Source organism: Faecalimicrobium sp. JNUCC 81 (assembly GCF_053667625.1).
Genome location: NZ_CM132203.1, coordinates 2866646 through 2885645, shown reverse-complemented (window position 1 = coordinate 2885645; position 19000 = coordinate 2866646). Strand labels below are relative to the sequence as shown.

Here is a 19000-nt window from a genome sequence, read left to right as displayed (position 1 = left end):
TTATAATAAAATAACTAAGGGGTGTAATATCTTGGAAGAAAATAACATACAACAAGAAGAGTTAAAAGAAGATAAAGGCACTTTAGAACAAGAATCTCAGACTGAAAAGGTTGAGGACTGTCAAGAAGAGTGTAAGTGTGAAGAATCTAACCAAGGAGATAATATATCTGATATAAACTCTAAGTTAGAAGAAAATAAGCTAAAGGAAGAAATAGAATCACTTAATGATCAACATCAAAGGCTTCAAGCTGAATATGCAAACTATAGAAGAAGAACACAAGAGGAAAAAGAAACTATAGGTTTATTTGCAAATGAAAAAATGATAGGTGATTTAATACCAGTTATAGACAATATGGAAAGAGCATTAGATGCATGTGAAGATAAAGAAGATAACATGTATAAAGGTATAGATTTAGTTTATAAGCAACTTAAAGATACTCTAGTAAAATTTGGAGTAGAAGAAATAGAAGCTGAGAATTCAGATTTTGATCCAAATCTACACCTAGCAGTAATGCAAGAAAGTATAGATGGAGTTGAAGCCAACAAAGTAGTTATGGTTCTTCAAAAAGGATATAGGCTAGGAACAAAGGTACTAAGAGCTAGTATGGTTAAAGTTTCTTGCTAAAATAAGTTTATACAAAACATAAAATAATTAATAATTCTTCATATAAAAAATGAAGTTAAAATACTAAAATAAGAATATAAAAATTAATATATAACCAATTAAGGAGGATATTAATCATGGGAAAAGTGATAGGAATTGACTTAGGAACAACTAACTCTTGTGTTGCAGTACTTGAAGGTGGAGAAGCACAAGTTATAACAAATGCAGAAGGTATGAGAACTACTCCATCAGTAGTGGCATTTACTAAAGATGGTGAAAGAATAGTAGGAGAACCTGCAAAAAGACAAGCAGTTACTAATGCTGACAAAACAATAATATCTATAAAAACTCATATGGGAACAGACTATAAAGTTAATATAGATGGTAAAGATTATACTCCGCAAGAAATATCTGCAATAACTTTACAAAAATTAAAGGCTGATGCTGAAGCTTACTTAGGTCAACCAGTAACAGAAGCGGTTATAACAGTTCCAGCATACTTTACAGATGCTCAAAGACAAGCAACTAAAGATGCAGGTAGAATAGCAGGTCTTGATGTTAAGAGAATAATAAACGAACCAACTGCAGCAGCTCTTGCTTACGGTATGGATAAGTTAGATCAAGAAAAGAAAATATTAGTGTTTGACTTAGGTGGAGGAACATTTGATGTTTCGATACTTGAAATAGGAGATGGAACATTCGAAGTTTTAGCTACTGCTGGTAACAACAGATTAGGTGGAGACGACTTTGATCAAATAATAATAGATTATTTAGCTGAAGAATTTAAAAAGGCTGAAGGTGTAGACTTAAGAAATGATAAAATGGCTCTTCAAAGATTAAAAGAAGCTGCTGAAAAAGCTAAAAAAGAATTATCATCTACAATGTCTACAAATATAAACTTACCATTTATAACAGCTACAGCTGAAGGTCCAAAGCATATGAATTTAGACTTATCAAGAGCTAAGTTTGATGAATTAACTTCTAATTTAGTAGAAAAGACTATGGAACCAACAAGAAGAGCATTACAAGATGCAGGATTATCTACATCTGATATAGATGATGTATTATTAGTTGGAGGATCAACTAGAATACCAGCTGTTCAAGAAGCAGTTAAGAAGTTTATAGGAAAAGAAGCTCATAAAGGAATAAACCCAGATGAATGTGTTGCTGCAGGTGCTGCTATACAAGCTGGTGTTTTAACTGGAGAAGTTAATGATTTATTACTTCTTGATGTTACTCCTCTATCTTTAGGAATAGAAACTATGGGTAACGTAATGACTAAGATAATAGAAAGAAATACAACAATACCAACTAAGAAGTCTCAAGTATTCTCAACTGCTGCAGATAACCAAACTGCTGTTGATATACATGTACTTCAAGGTGAGAGAAGTATGTCTTATGATAATAGTACTTTAGGTAGATTCCAATTAACAGATATACCACCAGCACCAAGAGGAATACCTCAAATAGAAGTTACTTTCGATATAGATGCTAATGGTATAGTTCATGTTACTGCTAAAGATCTAGGAACAGGAAAAGAGCAAAAGGTAACTATAACTTCAGGAACTAATTTATCTGAAGAAGAAATAGAGAAAAAAGTAAAAGAAGCTGAAATGAATGCTGAAGCTGATAAGCAAAAGAAAGATAAAATAGAAGCATTAAATCAAGCTGATTCTACAATATATCAAACAGAAAAAACATTAAATGAATTAGGTGACAAAGTAAGTGCTGACGATAAGTCTGCAATAGAAACTGCCATAGCTGATTTAAAAGCTGTTAAAGAAAAAGAAGATGCAACAGCTGAAGATATCAAGAAAGCTATGGATGAAGTAATGAATAAATTCCATAAAGTTTCTGAACAAATGTATCAACAAGCTGGGGCTGAACAACAAGCTCCAGGACAAGAGCAAGCAGGATCAGCACAAGATGATAATGTAGTAGATGCTGACTTTACAGAAGTAAATGATGAAAAATAATTTACACAAATAGAAGTATTTGTATATAATAATATATATTAAAAGAAAAGAGTATCTTTTCTAAAGCAATAATTGCTTAAATAGAGATAATAGCTTGTAGTTTGATATTCTACAAGCTATTGTTTTGTAAAATGAAGGTGGTGGCAAAATTTGAGTACTAAAAGAGATTATTATGAAGTCCTTGGCGTTGATAAAAATGCAGACGCACAAGCGCTTAAAAAAGCATATAGAAAAATGGCGATGAAATATCATCCAGATAGAAATCCTGATAATAAAGAAGCTGAAGAAAAATTCAAAGAAGTAAATGAAGCATATGAAGTTTTATCAGACGATACTAAAAGAAGAACTTATGATCAATTTGGCCATGAAGGTGTAAATGGTCAAGGTGGATTTGGCCAAGGTGGATTTAGTGGTCAAGGATTTGGCGGGTTTGAAGATATATTCGGAGACATGTTTGGTGATATATTCGGCGGAGGAAGGGCTAGAAGAAGAGGTCCAGAACGCGGAGCTGATATTAGACAAGACGTAAATATAACTTTTGAAGAAGCTGCATTTGGTAAAAAAATGTCTATAAAAATAAATAGAAGTGAAGAGTGTAGTGAATGTAGCGGAAGTGGAGCTAAACCTGGAACATCAAAGAAAACTTGCCCTACTTGTAATGGAGCAGGTGAAGTTAGAACAGTACAAAGAACTCCATTTGGAAATATAGCAAGTTCTAGAACTTGTAGTGCGTGTAATGGAGAAGGCGAAGTAGTTGAATCTCCATGTAGTAAATGTAATGGACAGGGAAGTACTAGAAAAGTTAAGACTATAGAAGTTGATATACCAGCAGGTATAGATGATGGTCAAATGATAAAACTTTCAGGTCAAGGTGAACTTGGAAGTAAAGGTGGACCAAGAGGAGACCTTTATATAGTAGTAAATGTTAAATCTCATCCATTATTCACTAGAGAAGGAAATGATATCTACTTCGATATGCCAATTACATTTGTTCAGGCAGCATTAGGAGATGAGATAGAAGTTCCTACATTAGATGGAAAAGTTAAATATACAGTACCAGAAGGAACTCAAACTGGAACGGTATTTAGATTAAGAGAAAAAGGTATACCAAGACTAAGAGGAAACTCTAGAGGAGATCAATATATAAAAGTAGTTGTTGATACACCAAGGAAATTAAATGAAAAACAAAAAGATATATTAAGAGAATTTGCTAAAGAGTGTGGAGAAGAAGTTCATGAGAAGAAAAGAACTTTTGGGCAAAAAATCGAAGATATGTTTAGAAAAAAGTAAAAAGAAGTTCTAGGATATTTTCCTAGGACTTTTTTACACTCAAGGAAACTAAATTACTTCAATAACGATAAATAATTACTACACATAAGTAATATCCACTAACTTGGGGAGCGTAAAAAAGCTTTAGAGTAACGGATTAAGATGAAGTGTAGCGCTCACACAGTAGCTTAAGCGAATCGAATTTTTTATATAAAGGAATATGTTACTCTACTAAATCATAATATATTTTAAGATGCTATTTTAGAATATAAAGGTGGGGGATGTATGGATACTTTATTTATAGAAGGTAAAGAAATTAAGACAAAGGAAGAACTTCATGAATTTTTAAAAAATAAATTAAAACATGAGTGTAATATAGAATTAAGTGAAGTTAATAATGAAGATTATTCTAGAGGAAAAAAACATAAGAACGTTCAGCACCAAGGACCTAAGCAAGTTTGTCTAAAATATATGTTTCCATATAAAATAGAGTTAAATCCAGGTGGTAAGCAGATGATATTTGGAGTATTAGTAGATGGCCATGGTCATCCTGTAAGAAATGCTATAATAAACTTTGAACTATCCGATTACGACTTAGGAACAATGACTTTTAGCCCAGCAATAAGTTTTGGAGATGGATGTTTTTTTACAACATTTATAGCTGAATGTTCTGGTAGCGGATGTATAAAAATAACTGCCCACGGAACAAATCTAGATAAGGTTATTCCTATCAAAGTAGAATATAATAATTGTTATTAAAGTGCTGATAATATATCAGCACTTTAATTTTTATATACTAAAATATGATTTTTTCGTTTATTGTTATACTTTGAGGTGATGATTTATTAGCTATTAGATTATGTAAAACTTTACCCGAAGTATATCCTATTTCATGAGGATTTTGCTCTATTACAATAGGCTTGCATGGAAGAAAATCCATGTATTGCTCAAATTCATTGTCATATAGAATAAGTTCTATATCATCAGGACACTTAAGACCTAGAGAATAGATTATTTTAATTAAGCTAAGTCCTGTCATTCCTCCATCGCAAATTATAGCTGAGATATCTTTATTTTTAGATAAAAAATTTTTTAATAGTTGAGTTCTATTTTCTAATTCGAATGGAAGAGTTAATTTTAACTGATCTCTTAATCCAACACTAGAACTTAAAGCTTTTTCATATCCATGTATTCTTTCACATACAGATGATGCAATTTTAGGACTAGGACTAATAAAACCTATATTAGTATGGCCTTTATTAATTAAATACTCAGTGGCATTAAAAGCAGAATTAAAATGATCACTAGCAACATAACTTATATCTAAACCTTCTAATTTTCTATCTATTAATACTGTAGGAAACTTATTAAGAGAAAGTTTTAAAATTTCAGGATTATATATTTGGTTATCACTAGGGAAAATAATTAAACCTCTACAATTCATATTTAAAGCTGTTTTTATAAGTTCTTTTTCTTTATCTTGGTCTGTATCGGTAATCATTAATACTAACTTAAAATCATTAGATTCAAGATATTCCTTAGCTCCATTTATTATATTTATAGCAAATCTGCTATCTATCCATGGTATTAACATGCATATAATATTCTCGTTTTTAGAATTAGAAATCTTAATAGAGTCTGTTGTATTTTTTAAAGATTTACAATGGAAATTTATATTATGATTTATAAAAGTTCCTTTTCCTTGAAGTCTGTAAACTAGACCTTCATTTTGAAGGGATTTTATTGCATTTTTAGCTGAAATTCTACTTGCATCAAATTTAAGAGCTAATTGATTTTCAGATGGAAGTTTATAATTTGGAATATTTTTATTTTTATCAATAAGATCTAGTAGATATTCCTTAATTTTCATATATAATGGAGAATTTTTATCATTCATTAGCAAAGTTACCTCCTTAATATATACCAACAATATCAACTTAATATACAACTTTAAAAAGTATTATTGACTATAAAAAACATTGTTGATACAGTGTAATTAAGATAATTATACATGTATATTATTAAAGAGTAAATAAATAAAAATATATCAAGTATATCAACTTGTATAAATTTTAAGTAGAAACAATAAAATATGACACTTAAAAAATTAAGTGCCATATTTGATAAATCAAAAAGTTTTTATTATAAAGATATAAAAGATAGAGTTTGGATTTGGCTAAGTATAGCCTGAGATAAGTTATCTATTTTAGATTTTTCAATATCCATATCTTTTAAAGCTAAAAAAGTCAAAAACGCATTTACAGTAATTTTTTCATAGATATAAAAGTAAGTATTTTTATCTTTTAAATAGTCTTTATTTTTAATAGACTCATTTATAAGAATTAATTCATCTATAGTTGTAAGCATAACTACTTTAACTGTAGTAGATTCAATATCCATATTACTTAAGCTTAAATTTTTATATTTATCACTAGCAAAATTATTAAGCTGAAGAAGAGTTTTATAAATATCTTTAGAGTTTGAATTTTTTAACTCTTCCCTAGTTTCTTTAGATATAAGATGAGCTCTTTCTTTTATTTGATTAATGTTTGATTTATAAAATTGAATTAAAGAATTAAATTTTTTATTGTCTTCTAACTCTTTTTCATTATTTTTTAATTCTAAATTACTATATTTTTTTGATACTTGTTGTAAGTCATTAAATAGTTTTATTGATTCAAGCTTATTCATACTAAATACCCCCAATGGTTGATTCGAATTAATGTTTATAGTAATTAGTATAAGGTATGGATTAAGTATAATAAAGAAAATGTTTTCATAAAACTGTAGATTTTAAAGTTGAATATAAGATAAGTATAGAAAAAGTTAGATATTTGAACTTTTACTATTAAAATCATTAATATAATATAGAATTAAGGAGTTAATCAAAGAATTAAATTACTTTTCTAAAAAGTGATATATAAATAAATTAAAATATGATAAAGCTAAAAGTTTTCAAGGAGGAAAATATGTATTTTGTTGGAGTTGACATTGGGGGAACAGGGATTCAAGCTGGAATAGTTGATGAGTTTGGTAAAATTCTTTTTAGAAAAGAGTGCAAAACTGATATCGATGGTGGATTTGATAAAGTAATGGATGATATAAATACTCTAGTAAGGAGTTTATTAGAGGAGAATAACTTAAGTATAAACACTATAGAATCCATAGGTTTTGGTGTTCCAAGCTTTATAAACAAAACGGGATTAGTAACCTGTGTAAATTTAGGATGGTTTGAAGTTGATTTTATGGGTGCTTTAAAAAGAAGATTTCCTGAAGTTAAAGTTAATGCTGAAAATGATGCTACAGTAGCTGCACTTGGTGAAGCTAAATTTGGAAGTATGAAAGATGCTAGCGTTGCAGTTATGTATACTCTAGGTACTGGAGTTGGTGGTGGAATAATAATAAATGAAAAAGCATTTACAGGGGCTCACGGTATGGGATCTGAAATAGGTCACGCAATAATAGGAGAAAACTATTTTGATTGTAACTGTGGAAATAATGGATGTCTAGAAACTTTTTGCTCAGCAACTGCAATTATAAAGTATGCCAGGAAGCTAATAAAAGAAGGTAGAAAAAGTATAATACTAGACTTTGTTGAAGGTGATCTAGAACAAATAACTGCTAAGATTGTATTTGATGCATATAGACAAGGTGATGAAGTAGCCATAAAGGTAATTACTAGATTTAAAATGTATTTAGCTAAAGCGATGGCTAGTATTATAAATATATTAGATCCAGAGATTATATCTATTGGCGGAGGAGTATCTAGAGCATCTGATATCATACTTAAAGATATAGAACTAATTATAAGAGAGTATGTACTTTATAGGAATGAAGAGTTTGCAAAAATCGTATGTGCTACTTTAGGGTCTGATGCGGGAATAATAGGAGCAGCATTTCTATAATATAAATATTTAAACTTGAGAAACGTGTTGGCGAGATGAGCAAAGTGAATTTTATAATAAACAGCTATACTCATATTATAAAAACTGCACTAAATAAGTATATATGTGTAGAAAATTGACATTGAAAACGTTTCTAAATTATAATCGAAATATGAATAAGAAAACTTATATAAAAAGGTTTTAGGGGAGGACAATATGTTTTATACAATAGATAAACTTAGAAATAGAATACATGAGTTAGATAATTATAGATATAGAGATGTAATAGAGCTTGAATACTTTAATACTAAATTAAATGGTGATAGAGATATAAATCCTGAAATACCAACAGAATTTGATGGAGTAATAAGAACAGGAGAAACTTGGAAAGGTAGAGATTTATACCTTTGGATGAATAAGGTTGTAGAAGTACCTAAATCTTGGGGAGAAAATAAGGTAGTTGGTATATTTGATTTTGGAGAAACAGGAGCGGGTAACAACTCAGGGTTTGAATCGTTATTTTATTTAAATAATAAGCCATACCAAGGTGTTGATAGCAACCATAAAGAAGTATTTTTCCCAGAAGGGACTTCAGGAACTAACTTAGAGTTAATGTTTAGACTATGGACAGGACTTGAAGGTGGAGGAGTAAAAAGAGATCAAGAACATCGTATAAATAGAGCACAAATTGCATGGCTAGATGAAAAAATGGATGATTTATATTATAATGCAATGGTAATTTTAGAAACAATAGGAGAGTTAGATGAGTACTCTGTAGATAAAGTCAATTTAACAAAAATACTAAATGATGCATTTAAATTTATAGATTGGTCTTATCCAGGAAGTGAATCGTTCTATGAGTCAGCTCATAAAGCAGCAGATTATTTAAATGAAGAAATAGATAAAATAGATAAGCACTCAGTAGTTAATGTAACTTGCATAGGTCATACTCATATAGATGTTGCATGGTTATGGAGATTAAAACATACTAGAGAAAAATGCGCTAGATCATTCTCTACAGTACTTAGGCTTATGGAAAGATATCCAGAGTATGTATTTTTACAAACACAGCCACAATTATATGAATATGCAAAAAATGATTATCCGGAATTATATGAAGCTATAAAACAAAAAGTAGCAGATGGTTCATGGGAGATTGATGGAGGTATGTGGTTAGAAGCAGATTGTAATATACCATCAGGAGAATCATTAGTGAGACAATTATTAGTTGGTTCAAGATTCATAAAAGAAGAATTTAACAAAGATGTTGAATATTTATGGTTGCCAGATGTATTTGGATATTCATGGGCTTTACCTCAAATATTAAAAAAATCAGGTATAAAAACATTTATGACTACAAAAATAAGCTGGAACCAATACAATAGAATGCCACACGATACATTTAACTGGAGAGGTATAGATGGTTCTGAAATATTAACTCACTTTATAACTACTCCAGAACCATGGAGTCAACCGGGATCTTGGTTTTATACATATAATGGAAGACTTACACCAAAAACTGTAAAAGGTGTATGGGATGCTTATACAGATAAAAACTTAACTAAAGACCTTTTAGTTTCTTATGGATTTGGAGATGGCGGTGGTGGTGTAAACCGTGAAATGCTAGAGTATAGAAGAAGATTAGATAAGATGCCAGGACTTCCAAATGTTAAAACAGGAAAAGCAGGAGAGTATTTCAAAGCTTTAAGAAAAAAAGTAGAAAATACTAACGAATATGTTCATACTTGGGATGGAGAATTATATTTAGAGTATCATAGGGGAACATATACAAGCCAAGCTTATACTAAAATGATGAATAGAAAATTAGAACTTTTATATAGAGAAACTGAATGGTTAGGAGCTGTAAATTCATTAATAAATAATGATTGGGCATTATATCCAAGTACTAACTTACTTAAAGGATGGAAAACTATACTTAGAAATCAATTCCATGATATAATACCAGGCTCTTCAATTACAGAAGTTTATGAAGATGCAAAAATAGAATATAAAGAAGCTGAGGATTTAGCACTTGATGCGAGGGGTGAATTTAATAAAACTCTAGTAACTGAAAAAGAAGGAACTTTTACAGTTATAAATAATGCTAACTGGGATAGAACTGAAGTTGTAGAAATAGAAACTGATTTAGTAGGTAATTTCTATGATGAAGATGGAAATAAGTTAGAAGCACAAAAAGAAAAAGGAAAGTATATAGTAAAGGTTAAAGATGTTCCTTCAACAGGATGGAAAAGAATAACTTTAAAGGAAGAAGCTATAGAAGAAAATGGAGCAGTATTTAAATATAGTAAGTATGAAATAACTACTCCTAACTATGAAATAAAATGGAATGAAGTTGGTCAATTAACTTCTATATTTGATAAAACTAATAATAGAGAAGTATTAGCTAAAGGACAAAGAGGAAATGTTCTACAAATGTTTGAAGATAAGCCAATGGCACATGAAGCTTGGGATATAGATATCTATTACCAAGAAAAAATGAGAGAAGTTACTGATTTACAAAATATAGAGTTAATAGAGTGTAAAAACCTAAAAGCAGTTGTAAGATTTAGCTACAAATATATGAATACTACTATAAACCAAGACATGGTAGTGTATGCAGATAATAGAAGAATAGACTTTGTAACTAATGTTGACTGGAGAGAGCAAAAGCAATTATTAAAAGTAGCATTCCCAGTAGATGTAAGAAGTACAATGGCAACTTATGATGTTCAGTTTGGTAATGTTAAGAGACCTACTCATTGGAATACAAGTTGGGATATGGCAAGGTTTGAAACTGTAGCTCAACAATGGGTAGACTTATCTCAAAGAGATTATGGAGTAAGTTTATTAAATAACTGTAAGTATGGTCATGATATAAAAGATAATGTAATAAGATTAACATTATTGAAATCAGCTACTCATCCAGATCCAGTACAAGATCAAGGAGAGCAAAACTTCACTTACTCATTACTTCCACATAGCAAAGACTTCGTTGAAGGTAATACAGTTAAAGCAGCTTATGAATTAAATCAACCATTAACTTATATAAATGGATGCATAAGAGAAGATATACCAAATAAGATGTTTAACTTCAATGATGCGTATGTATTAGTTGATGCTATAAAGAAATGTGAAGATGAAGATGCAGTGGTTATTCGTTTGCATGAATATGCAGGAAGTACTCAAAAAGTAAATATAACTAGTGGATATGAAATAAATGCATGGCAAGAAACTGATTTAATGGAAAGAGCGATAGAAGAGTTAAGAAATGAAAAAGAAATAAACTTAACATTAACTCCTTATGAAATAAAAACAATAAAGATAAAAATGAATAAATAAGCTAACTATTTTAAATTTTATATATACTCCAAAGGTAACTTTCTTACTTTATACTAACTACGGTAAGGAAGTTACCTTAACTCTATAAAATAACAAAATTCAAATAAATATTATAAAATGGGGGACTAAAATAATGAGAAAAAAAGCGCACATAATATCTCATACACATTGGGACAGAGAATGGTATTTACCATATGAAACTCATCATATGATGCTTATAAAAACTATGGATACACTTTTAGATACTTTTGAAAATGATCCTGAATTTAAATATTATCACTTAGATGGTCAAACTGTTTTATTAGAAGATTACCTAGAAGTAAGACCACAGAGAAGAGAATTATTAGAAAAAGTAATAAAAGAAGGAAAATTAAAAATAGGTCCATGGTATGTATTACAGGATGAATTTTTAACTAGCAGTGAATCGAATATCAGAAATTTACAATATGGTCATAAAGATGCGGGAAAATATAATAAAGATGTAACTAAAGTAGGATATTTCCCAGATTCTTTTGGAAATATGGGGCAAGCTCCTCAAATATTAAAACAAGCTGGGATAAATACTGCAGCATTTGGAAGAGGTGTAAAGCCAACAGGATTTAATAATGAAGTAAGTGCAGATGATAAATTTGAATCACCATATTCAGAAATGTATTGGGAATCACCAGATGGCTCAAGAGTATTAGGTATATTATTTGCAAATTGGTATTGTAATGGAATGGAAGTTCCTGTAGATGCTGATGAAGCAAAGGAGTATTGGGATAAAAGACTAAATGATGCATCAAAGTTTGCATCTTCTAATCAATTATTATTTATGAATGGATGTGACCATCAACCGATACAAACAGATTTATCAAATGCTATAAGTACTGCAATAGATTTATACAAAGATATAGAATTTGTACATTCAAACTTTGATGATTATATAAAAGAATTAAGAGAAAATATGAATAATGACTTACAAGTTATAAAAGGTGAACTTAGAAGTCAACAAACTGATGGATGGTATACATTAGTAAATACTGCTTCAGCTAGAGTTTATTTGAAACAGTGGAATCAATTATGCCAAACTTTATTTGAAAAAGTAGCTGAACCATTAGCAACTATGGCACACAGCTTTGGATTTGAATATCCTCATCACTTATTTGAATATGGGTGGAAATCTTTAATGAAAAATCATCCTCATGATAGTATATGTGGTTGTAGTGTAGATGAAGTACACAGAGAAATGGTAGCAAGATTTGATAAAGCAAAAGACGTTGCAAATTATATAATAAATGAAAGTTTAATGTATTTAGGTAGTCAAATTAATACAGAAAATTTTTTACAATTAGGTGAAGAAGTACATCCGTTTATGGTAGTAAATACTACAGGATATGATAGATGTTCAGTAGTAGCTACTGATATTAAGCTTTATAAAAAGTATTTCAGAGAAGGTAATCCTAATGAAATAGCTAAGGAAATGAGGAAGGTATCATTACCTAAATTTAAAGTAGTAGATATAGATGGAAATAAAATAGATGCAAAAATAACTGATTTAGGCATAAAGTTTGATTATGATTTACCAGATGATAAATTCAGACAGCCATACTATTGTAGATTAGTTAGAGTAGAACTTGAAACTAAAAATATTAAATCATTTGGATGGGATACATATGCTTTAGTAAAAGATGATGAAAGTATAGACAATGAAGCTAAAAATTCATTAGTAAACGAAAATATACTAGAAAATGAATATATAAAAGTTGAAATAAATGAAAATGGTTCAGTTAATATACTAGATAAAAATACTTATAAAGAATTTAAAGATCTATGTATATATGAAAATACTGGGGATATAGGAAATGAATATATTTATATGAAACCAGTTGGAGAAATACCTTTAACTACAAAAGACATGAGCGCAGATATAAAAGTAGTCGAGGACTTACCTTATAAAGCAGTAGTTGAAATTACTCATAGATTTGAAGTTCCATCTTGTGCAAATGAATTATTAAATAAAGAAATAGAGGAAGTTTTAGAATTTAAACATAGAAAATCTCAAAGAGTCAAAGAGACTGTAACATTAATAATAAAGACAACTTTAACTTTGGAAAAATCATCTAAAGGCTTAAAAATAAAATCATCATTTAATAATATTGCAAAAGATCATAGAATGAGAATGTTATTTGCTACAGATATAAAATCTGATGTTCATTTTGCAGAATCTATCTTTGAGGTAGCAAAAAGAAGTAATACTACTTATGAAACTTGGGAAAATCCAAGTAACTGTCAACATCAACATACTTTTGTAAATGTTCATAATGAAGACTATGGTATTACAATAGCAAACAAAGGGTTAAATGAATATGAAATGTTAAATGATGAAAGAAATCATATAGCTGTAACTCTTCTTAGAAGTGTTAGGGAGCTAGGAGACTGGGGAGTATTTGAAACTCCCCAAGCACAATGCCAAGGACAATATGAAGCAGAATTAGAAATCATAACTCATGGACAGGATATGTATGAATCATTTAGAGAAGCTAACATGTTCCAAGTACCAGTGCTTACTAAGCAATTAGAAACTAAGACAGGTGATGTAAGCCATAATCATAATTTAATAGACATTGAAGGCAATGCAGTAATGTGGTCTACATTAAAGCTAAATGAAAATAATAAAACAATACTTAGAGTATTTAATGCATCAGACTCAGACTCTTCATTAAATATAAACAAGTGTGAAATAAAAGGTAAAAAGTACAAAACAAATATATTAGAAGAAGAATTAAAAAATACTATAGAAGATTCAATTAATTTAAGAAAATCTGAAATAGCAACTATAGCTATAGGAGACTAATAAAAAGGTTGTCTTAAAAGACAACCTTTTTATAAACTATGGAGGTAATATATTTATGGAACCATTATTTTTAAATCCTTTATTTATGTATAGAATATGGGGAGGAAATGAATTAAAAAATAAATTTAATTATGATATTCCATCTGATAGTACAGGGGAATGTTGGGCTATAAGCTCTCATGAAAATGGAGATTGCGAAATACAAAATGGACAGTATAAAGGAAAAACATTATCTAGAGTTTGGAATAAAAATAGAGAATTATTTGGTAACATAGAAGGAGAAAAATTCCCTCTACTTACTAAAATATTAGATGCAAATGATAATCTATCAGTTCAAGTTCATCCAGATGATGAATATGCTAAAGTAAATGAAAACGGAGAACTTGGGAAAACAGAATGTTGGTATATTATAGATTGTGATGATGATGCAGAGATGATATTTGGTCATAATGCTAAAACTAAAGATGAATTACAAAAAATGATAGAAAATGATGAGTGGGATAACCTTCTTAGAAAAGTGAAAATTAAAAAAGGTGATTTCTTTTATGTTCCAAGTGGAACTATACATGCTTTATGTAAGGGTACTTTAATTTTAGAAACTCAACAAAATTCAGATACTACATATAGAGTTTATGACTATGACAGAGTTGATGATAATGGAAATAAACGTGACCTACATGTACAAAAATCTATAGATGTTTCAACAGTACCTCATATTGAAGATAATAATACTTATAATATAGTTTCTAAAGATACATATAAGTGTACAACTTTTATAAGTAATGAATTTTTTAGCGTACATAAGTTAGATATATTTGGGGAATGTAAATTTACACATGATAAACCATTTACATTATACAGTGTATTAGAAGGTAGTGGAAAAATACATTTAGACTCTAAAGAGTACTTATTAAATAAAGGATCTAATTTTATATTACCATTTAGTATAAAAGACTTTAAAATAGAAGGTAATATGGAAATAATTTGTTCCCATATTTAATATTTAAAAATAAAAGTTTTAAACTTATTATAAAATAGGGTTAAAACTTTTATTTTAATATATTATAATATAAATAGGGAAAACCTTTTATAAGTGAAGGGTATGTTAATAAATAAAAATACAACTGGGGTGATTTATATGAAATTAGATGGTATGCTAATAAGTTTTTGTGAATGGATTTACAGGTTTTTAATACTCAATTTTTTATGGGTTGCATTTACAGTAATGGGTGGTGTAGTATTAGGGATTATGCCAGCAACAGTAACAACGTTTTATATATTAAGAAAATGGGTTCAAGGAGAATTAGATATACCTATATTTAAAACATTTAAAGATGTATATATAAAGGAATTTAAAAATGCTAATAAATGTGGTCTGTTTTTTGCGGCTGTATTTATGTTTTTAGCAGTAGATCTTAATATCTTATACAAAATGGAAGCTTTATACTCAACAGCACTATATATACTAGTAATGGCAGTGTTATTCTTTGTAAGTGTAGCATTTATTTACTTCTTCCCTACATATGTACACTTTGAATTAGGTATAAAAGATTATATTAAAAACTCATTTATACTAGCATTAACTAGTCCAATGCAAACAGTCCTAATAGGAGTAGGATTTGGATTAATTTATTATTTTGTAAAAGGAAGTCCGGGATTAATTCCATTTTTCTTTATGGTTATACCGTCTTATTGGGTAATGCATATATTATACAAGAGATTTTTATATTTAAAGAAAACTCTTAGCGCATAGGGAGTGGGGACTTGAAAAAACTATACACTAAGTATATAAAAAATAAATTATTCAATAAAATGTTACTTATATACTCAGCTATAACTATAATATCTATATTTTTATTAACGAATATATTTTTAAGTTACTATATAGAAAATGAAATTCAAAATGAGCTAAATATACATTCAGAAGTAATATTTAATATAGAAAAAAGATTTGAAGAGCAAAATACAATCAGTAATTCAATTATAAATGGTGTAAATACGCAATCGGATGTAACAAATGAAATTCAGGTTTTAACAACATCATCATATGAAGAATATTTAAGTTATAAATTAGACAGATTTTCAATTAGAAGCAAAACTCCAATTGATTTAAAGTACTTGCTAGATACTATGCTATCTAATAGAAGTGATGTTTTAGCAGTAGTAATTAATGATAAAGATAAGGAATATAAAAGTGAAATAGTTTTAAATCATAATAAGTGGTACAACTTAAAAAAGCAAAACTCATCTATGAGAAAAATTACAAAGCCTATAAAAAATGTAGATTCTATGTATACAATAGGGTATCTTGATATATATTTTGATATAAATGAATTAAATAAAATATTAAAAAACACAAATTTAAAGGGAGATTTAGTTATTTGTGATGAAAATAAAGATATAGTATTTAGTTCAGATAAAAATATTAGAAAGGATTACATTAAAAAAATAGGGAAAGAAAGCTATTCGCCAAAAAATAATACTATACATGTTAAAACTTTGCTTGATAATGAGCCTATAATTAGCCTTAAAGAGGATGCTCAAACCAAACTTAAATATATAAGTTTAATAAACAATGAAGCTTTAGGTATAAAAAGTATTGTATTAAAAATAGGAATTATATCTTTAATATGTATTCTAACTATAATATTAATTACTTATTTTATAATACAAAGATATTCATTAAAATTAAAAAAAATGATGAGATGTATAGACGAAATTAAAAAAGGGAACTTAGATGCTAGATTTAATATAGAAAAAGAAGATGATGAGTTAGACATGATAGCTATGGGAATAGATAAAATGAGTGAAAGTCTACAATATAATATAAATAAAAATTATATATCTCAGGTTAAACAAAAGCAAGCAGAAATAAATGCACTTCAAGCACAGATAAAGCCTCATTTTTTATACAACATGTTAGAAGTTATAAGAATGTGCGCACTTTCTAGTAAGAATACAGAAGTAGCAGGTATGATATATAGTTTAGCAGGTATGTTTAGGTATTCTACTTATAACAATGGAAGTATGGTTTTATTAAGTGAAGAAATAAAATATTGTAAGATGTATTTAAATCTATGTTGTACAAGGTATAAAGGAATATTTGACTATACTATAAATATTGATGAAGAATCAATGGATTATATAGTACCAAAATTTATTTTACAGCCAATAGTTGAAAATGTTATAAATCATGGTATAAGAAAAGATCGAAGCGATAATAAGATACAAATAGATGTAATAAAGTTAAATGAAGATATTGAAATCGTTATAAAAGATAATGGGGTTGGAATAAATGAAAAAGTCTTATTAATGATTAAAGAACAACTTGTAAAAAACCTACAAAAAACAAATTCAATAGGATTAATGAATATAAATAACAGATTAAAATTAAAATTTGGAGATAGCTATGGGTTAGAAATCAGTAGCAAAGAGTTTGAATGGACTATTGTAAAAATCAAGCTACCAATTTTAAAGGATGGGGATGAAGATGTATAGTGTATATTTATTAGACGATGAGCCATTTATATTAGAAGGATTAAGATACATCGTTCCTTGGGAAGAATATGGTTTTAATATTGTTGGAAGTGCAGGTAATGGAGAAGATGGATTTAATGAGATAATAAAAAGTGATATTGATTTAATAATAACAGATATAATGATGCCTAAAATGACAGGTTTAGAATTAATTAGTAAATTAAAAGAAGAAAATTATGATACTAACTTTATAGTACTTAGTGCATTTCAAGAGTTTAAATACGCTAAACGTGCTATGAATATGGGTGCAGAAAATTATTTACTAAAACCGATAGATACAGATGAGTTATCTGAAAACTTAAAAAATGTATACAAAAATATAAAACTAAAAGAAAAAAATATACTAGATAAAAGCATAGTAAAAAATAACCTACTATTAAAATTATTAACTGAGGAATACGAGGAGAATACTACAAGTGATTTAGAGGAATTAAATATAGTATTTAAAGAAGATAATTATTGTGTAGCTATGATAGAGCTAAGTGACACATCTTGTGATATAAACATCATATTAAAAGAAAAAATAAAAAATAATAAATTTATATATTGTATAAAATCCAAATCTAGAGCCTTACTAATTGTTAATGAAAAAAATAAGGATATATTAATAAGTGAATTATCTCAACTTAAAGCCGGTATAATGAAAGAAAGTAATTCTCTAGTTTATATAAGTGTAGGAAAATATGTAGATTCAGTTAAAGACATATGCAAAAGTTATAAAACTTCATTAGAAATTAGTGAATATAAAATGATATGTTCAGATAAATCGTGGGTTAAAATTTATAAAGAGCAGGGATTAAAACAAAATGATACGTATATAGAGTTTGAAGAATTAAAAAAAATGTTAGTAAATAAAGATATATCTAAAACTTCAGATTATATTAATCAAATTTTTAGAAAGTTAAAAAGTGAAGAAGATTTAACTCCAAAACAAATTAAAATGAAATCAGTAGAAATATTTTTAAATGTCTATAATTACTTTAATGAATCTAAGATTATAAAAGATTTACACAAATATTTTGAATGTATAGTAAATAACCATAGTACTGTAGACGAAATAGAGCTTCAATTAATTAATATGCTTAAGCATATACAAACTAAATTAGAACAAGCAGACGAAAGCATAAGCCCTGTTATATTAAAGTTATTAGAGTATATAGAAGATAATTATAAATATGATTTAAATTTAAAAGAAATAAGCGATAAATTAAATATTAATGCTATATATTTAGGACAGTTATTCCAAAGAGAAACGGGAACATTATTTTCAGATTATATAAATAACTTTAGAGTTAATAAAGCTAAAAAATTATTATCAGATACAACTCTTAAAGCTAGTGAAATAGGGATTTTAGTGGGGTATACCAATAAAAATTATTTTTATCGTAAATTCAAAAATATTGCTGGAGTAACTCCAAGTGAGTGGAGAAAAATTAATTTATAATTATAAATTAATTAAAAAAGGTTGGTAATAAGTTATTACCAACCTTTTTTATGTGTTTTATAAAAAATAGTTTCGGAAAACGTATACTTAGTAAGATTTGTGTAGCTAATC

General features: G+C 28.2%; 13 protein-coding genes. 11 read left to right on the top strand and 2 right to left on the bottom strand.

Translation table 11 applies throughout. The annotated features are described in order from the left end of the window. Nucleotides 1-31: 31 nt before the first annotated feature. The 4 genes from grpE (at nucleotide 32) to JNUCC81_RS14405 (ending at nucleotide 4608) form a co-directional block, all read left to right on the top strand. On the top strand, nucleotides 32-625 hold the full coding sequence (grpE, locus tag JNUCC81_RS14420) for a nucleotide exchange factor GrpE (protein ID WP_454094117.1): 594 nt from the start codon (nucleotides 32-34) through the stop codon (nucleotides 623-625). Between the two features lie 116 nt (nucleotides 626-741). Further along, nucleotides 742-2580, top strand: a complete 1839-nt coding sequence (gene dnaK, locus JNUCC81_RS14415) for a molecular chaperone DnaK (protein ID WP_454094116.1) — start codon at nucleotides 742-744, stop codon at nucleotides 2578-2580. A gap of 150 nt (nucleotides 2581-2730) precedes the next feature. After that, nucleotides 2731-3870, top strand: coding sequence for a molecular chaperone DnaJ (gene dnaJ / locus JNUCC81_RS14410; protein WP_454094115.1), 1140 nt, complete (start codon nucleotides 2731-2733; stop codon nucleotides 3868-3870). A 264-nt stretch (nucleotides 3871-4134) separates the two neighbouring features. Then, the gene (locus JNUCC81_RS14405) at nucleotides 4135-4608 is read left to right on the top strand and encodes a hypothetical protein (RefSeq protein WP_208331582.1); all 474 of its coding nucleotides are present in this window, start codon (nucleotides 4135-4137) and stop codon (nucleotides 4606-4608) included. A 37-nt stretch (nucleotides 4609-4645) separates the two neighbouring features. On the opposite strand, the gene JNUCC81_RS14400 is transcribed toward JNUCC81_RS14405, so the two are convergent. Together JNUCC81_RS14400 and JNUCC81_RS14395 are read right to left on the bottom strand one after the other, a co-directional pair. Further along, the gene (locus tag JNUCC81_RS14400) at nucleotides 4646-5746 is read right to left on the bottom strand and encodes a substrate-binding domain-containing protein (protein ID WP_454094114.1); all 1101 of its coding nucleotides are present in this window, start codon (nucleotides 5744-5746) and stop codon (nucleotides 4646-4648) included. Nucleotides 5747-5991: 245 nt separating this feature from the next. Then, nucleotides 5992-6540, bottom strand: a complete 549-nt coding sequence (locus JNUCC81_RS14395) for a hypothetical protein (protein ID WP_454094113.1) — start codon at nucleotides 6538-6540, stop codon at nucleotides 5992-5994. Between the two features lie 278 nt (nucleotides 6541-6818). Here JNUCC81_RS14395 and JNUCC81_RS14390 point away from each other — a divergent pair, with 278 nt between their 5' ends. The 7 genes from JNUCC81_RS14390 (at nucleotide 6819) to JNUCC81_RS14360 (ending at nucleotide 18889) form a co-directional block, all read left to right on the top strand. Next, on the top strand, nucleotides 6819-7754 hold the full coding sequence (locus JNUCC81_RS14390) for an ROK family protein (RefSeq protein ID WP_454094112.1): 936 nt from the start codon (nucleotides 6819-6821) through the stop codon (nucleotides 7752-7754). 195 nt (nucleotides 7755-7949) lie between these two features. Further along, the gene (locus tag JNUCC81_RS14385) at nucleotides 7950-11072 is read left to right on the top strand and encodes an alpha-mannosidase (protein WP_454094111.1); all 3123 of its coding nucleotides are present in this window, start codon (nucleotides 7950-7952) and stop codon (nucleotides 11070-11072) included. A gap of 133 nt (nucleotides 11073-11205) precedes the next feature. Beyond that, nucleotides 11206-13908 carry an alpha-mannosidase gene (locus tag JNUCC81_RS14380; protein WP_454094110.1) on the top strand — a complete coding sequence of 901 codons (2703 nt, stop codon included), beginning with the start codon at nucleotides 11206-11208 and terminating at the stop codon, nucleotides 13906-13908. A 55-nt stretch (nucleotides 13909-13963) separates the two neighbouring features. Then, nucleotides 13964-14908, top strand: coding sequence for a mannose-6-phosphate isomerase, class I (manA, locus tag JNUCC81_RS14375; RefSeq protein WP_454094109.1), 945 nt, complete (start codon nucleotides 13964-13966; stop codon nucleotides 14906-14908). A 138-nt stretch (nucleotides 14909-15046) separates the two neighbouring features. Then, nucleotides 15047-15661, top strand: a complete 615-nt coding sequence (locus JNUCC81_RS14370) for a YesL family protein (RefSeq protein ID WP_454094108.1) — start codon at nucleotides 15047-15049, stop codon at nucleotides 15659-15661. An 11-nt stretch (nucleotides 15662-15672) separates the two neighbouring features. Continuing rightward, nucleotides 15673-17406 carry a sensor histidine kinase gene (locus JNUCC81_RS14365; RefSeq protein WP_454094107.1) on the top strand — a complete coding sequence of 578 codons (1734 nt, stop codon included), beginning with the start codon at nucleotides 15673-15675 and terminating at the stop codon, nucleotides 17404-17406. Then, nucleotides 17399-18889 carry a response regulator transcription factor gene (locus JNUCC81_RS14360; protein WP_454094106.1) on the top strand — a complete coding sequence of 497 codons (1491 nt, stop codon included), beginning with the start codon at nucleotides 17399-17401 and terminating at the stop codon, nucleotides 18887-18889. The genes JNUCC81_RS14365 and JNUCC81_RS14360 overlap by 8 nt, the downstream gene beginning before the upstream one ends. Nucleotides 18890-19000 lie beyond the last annotated feature (111 nt).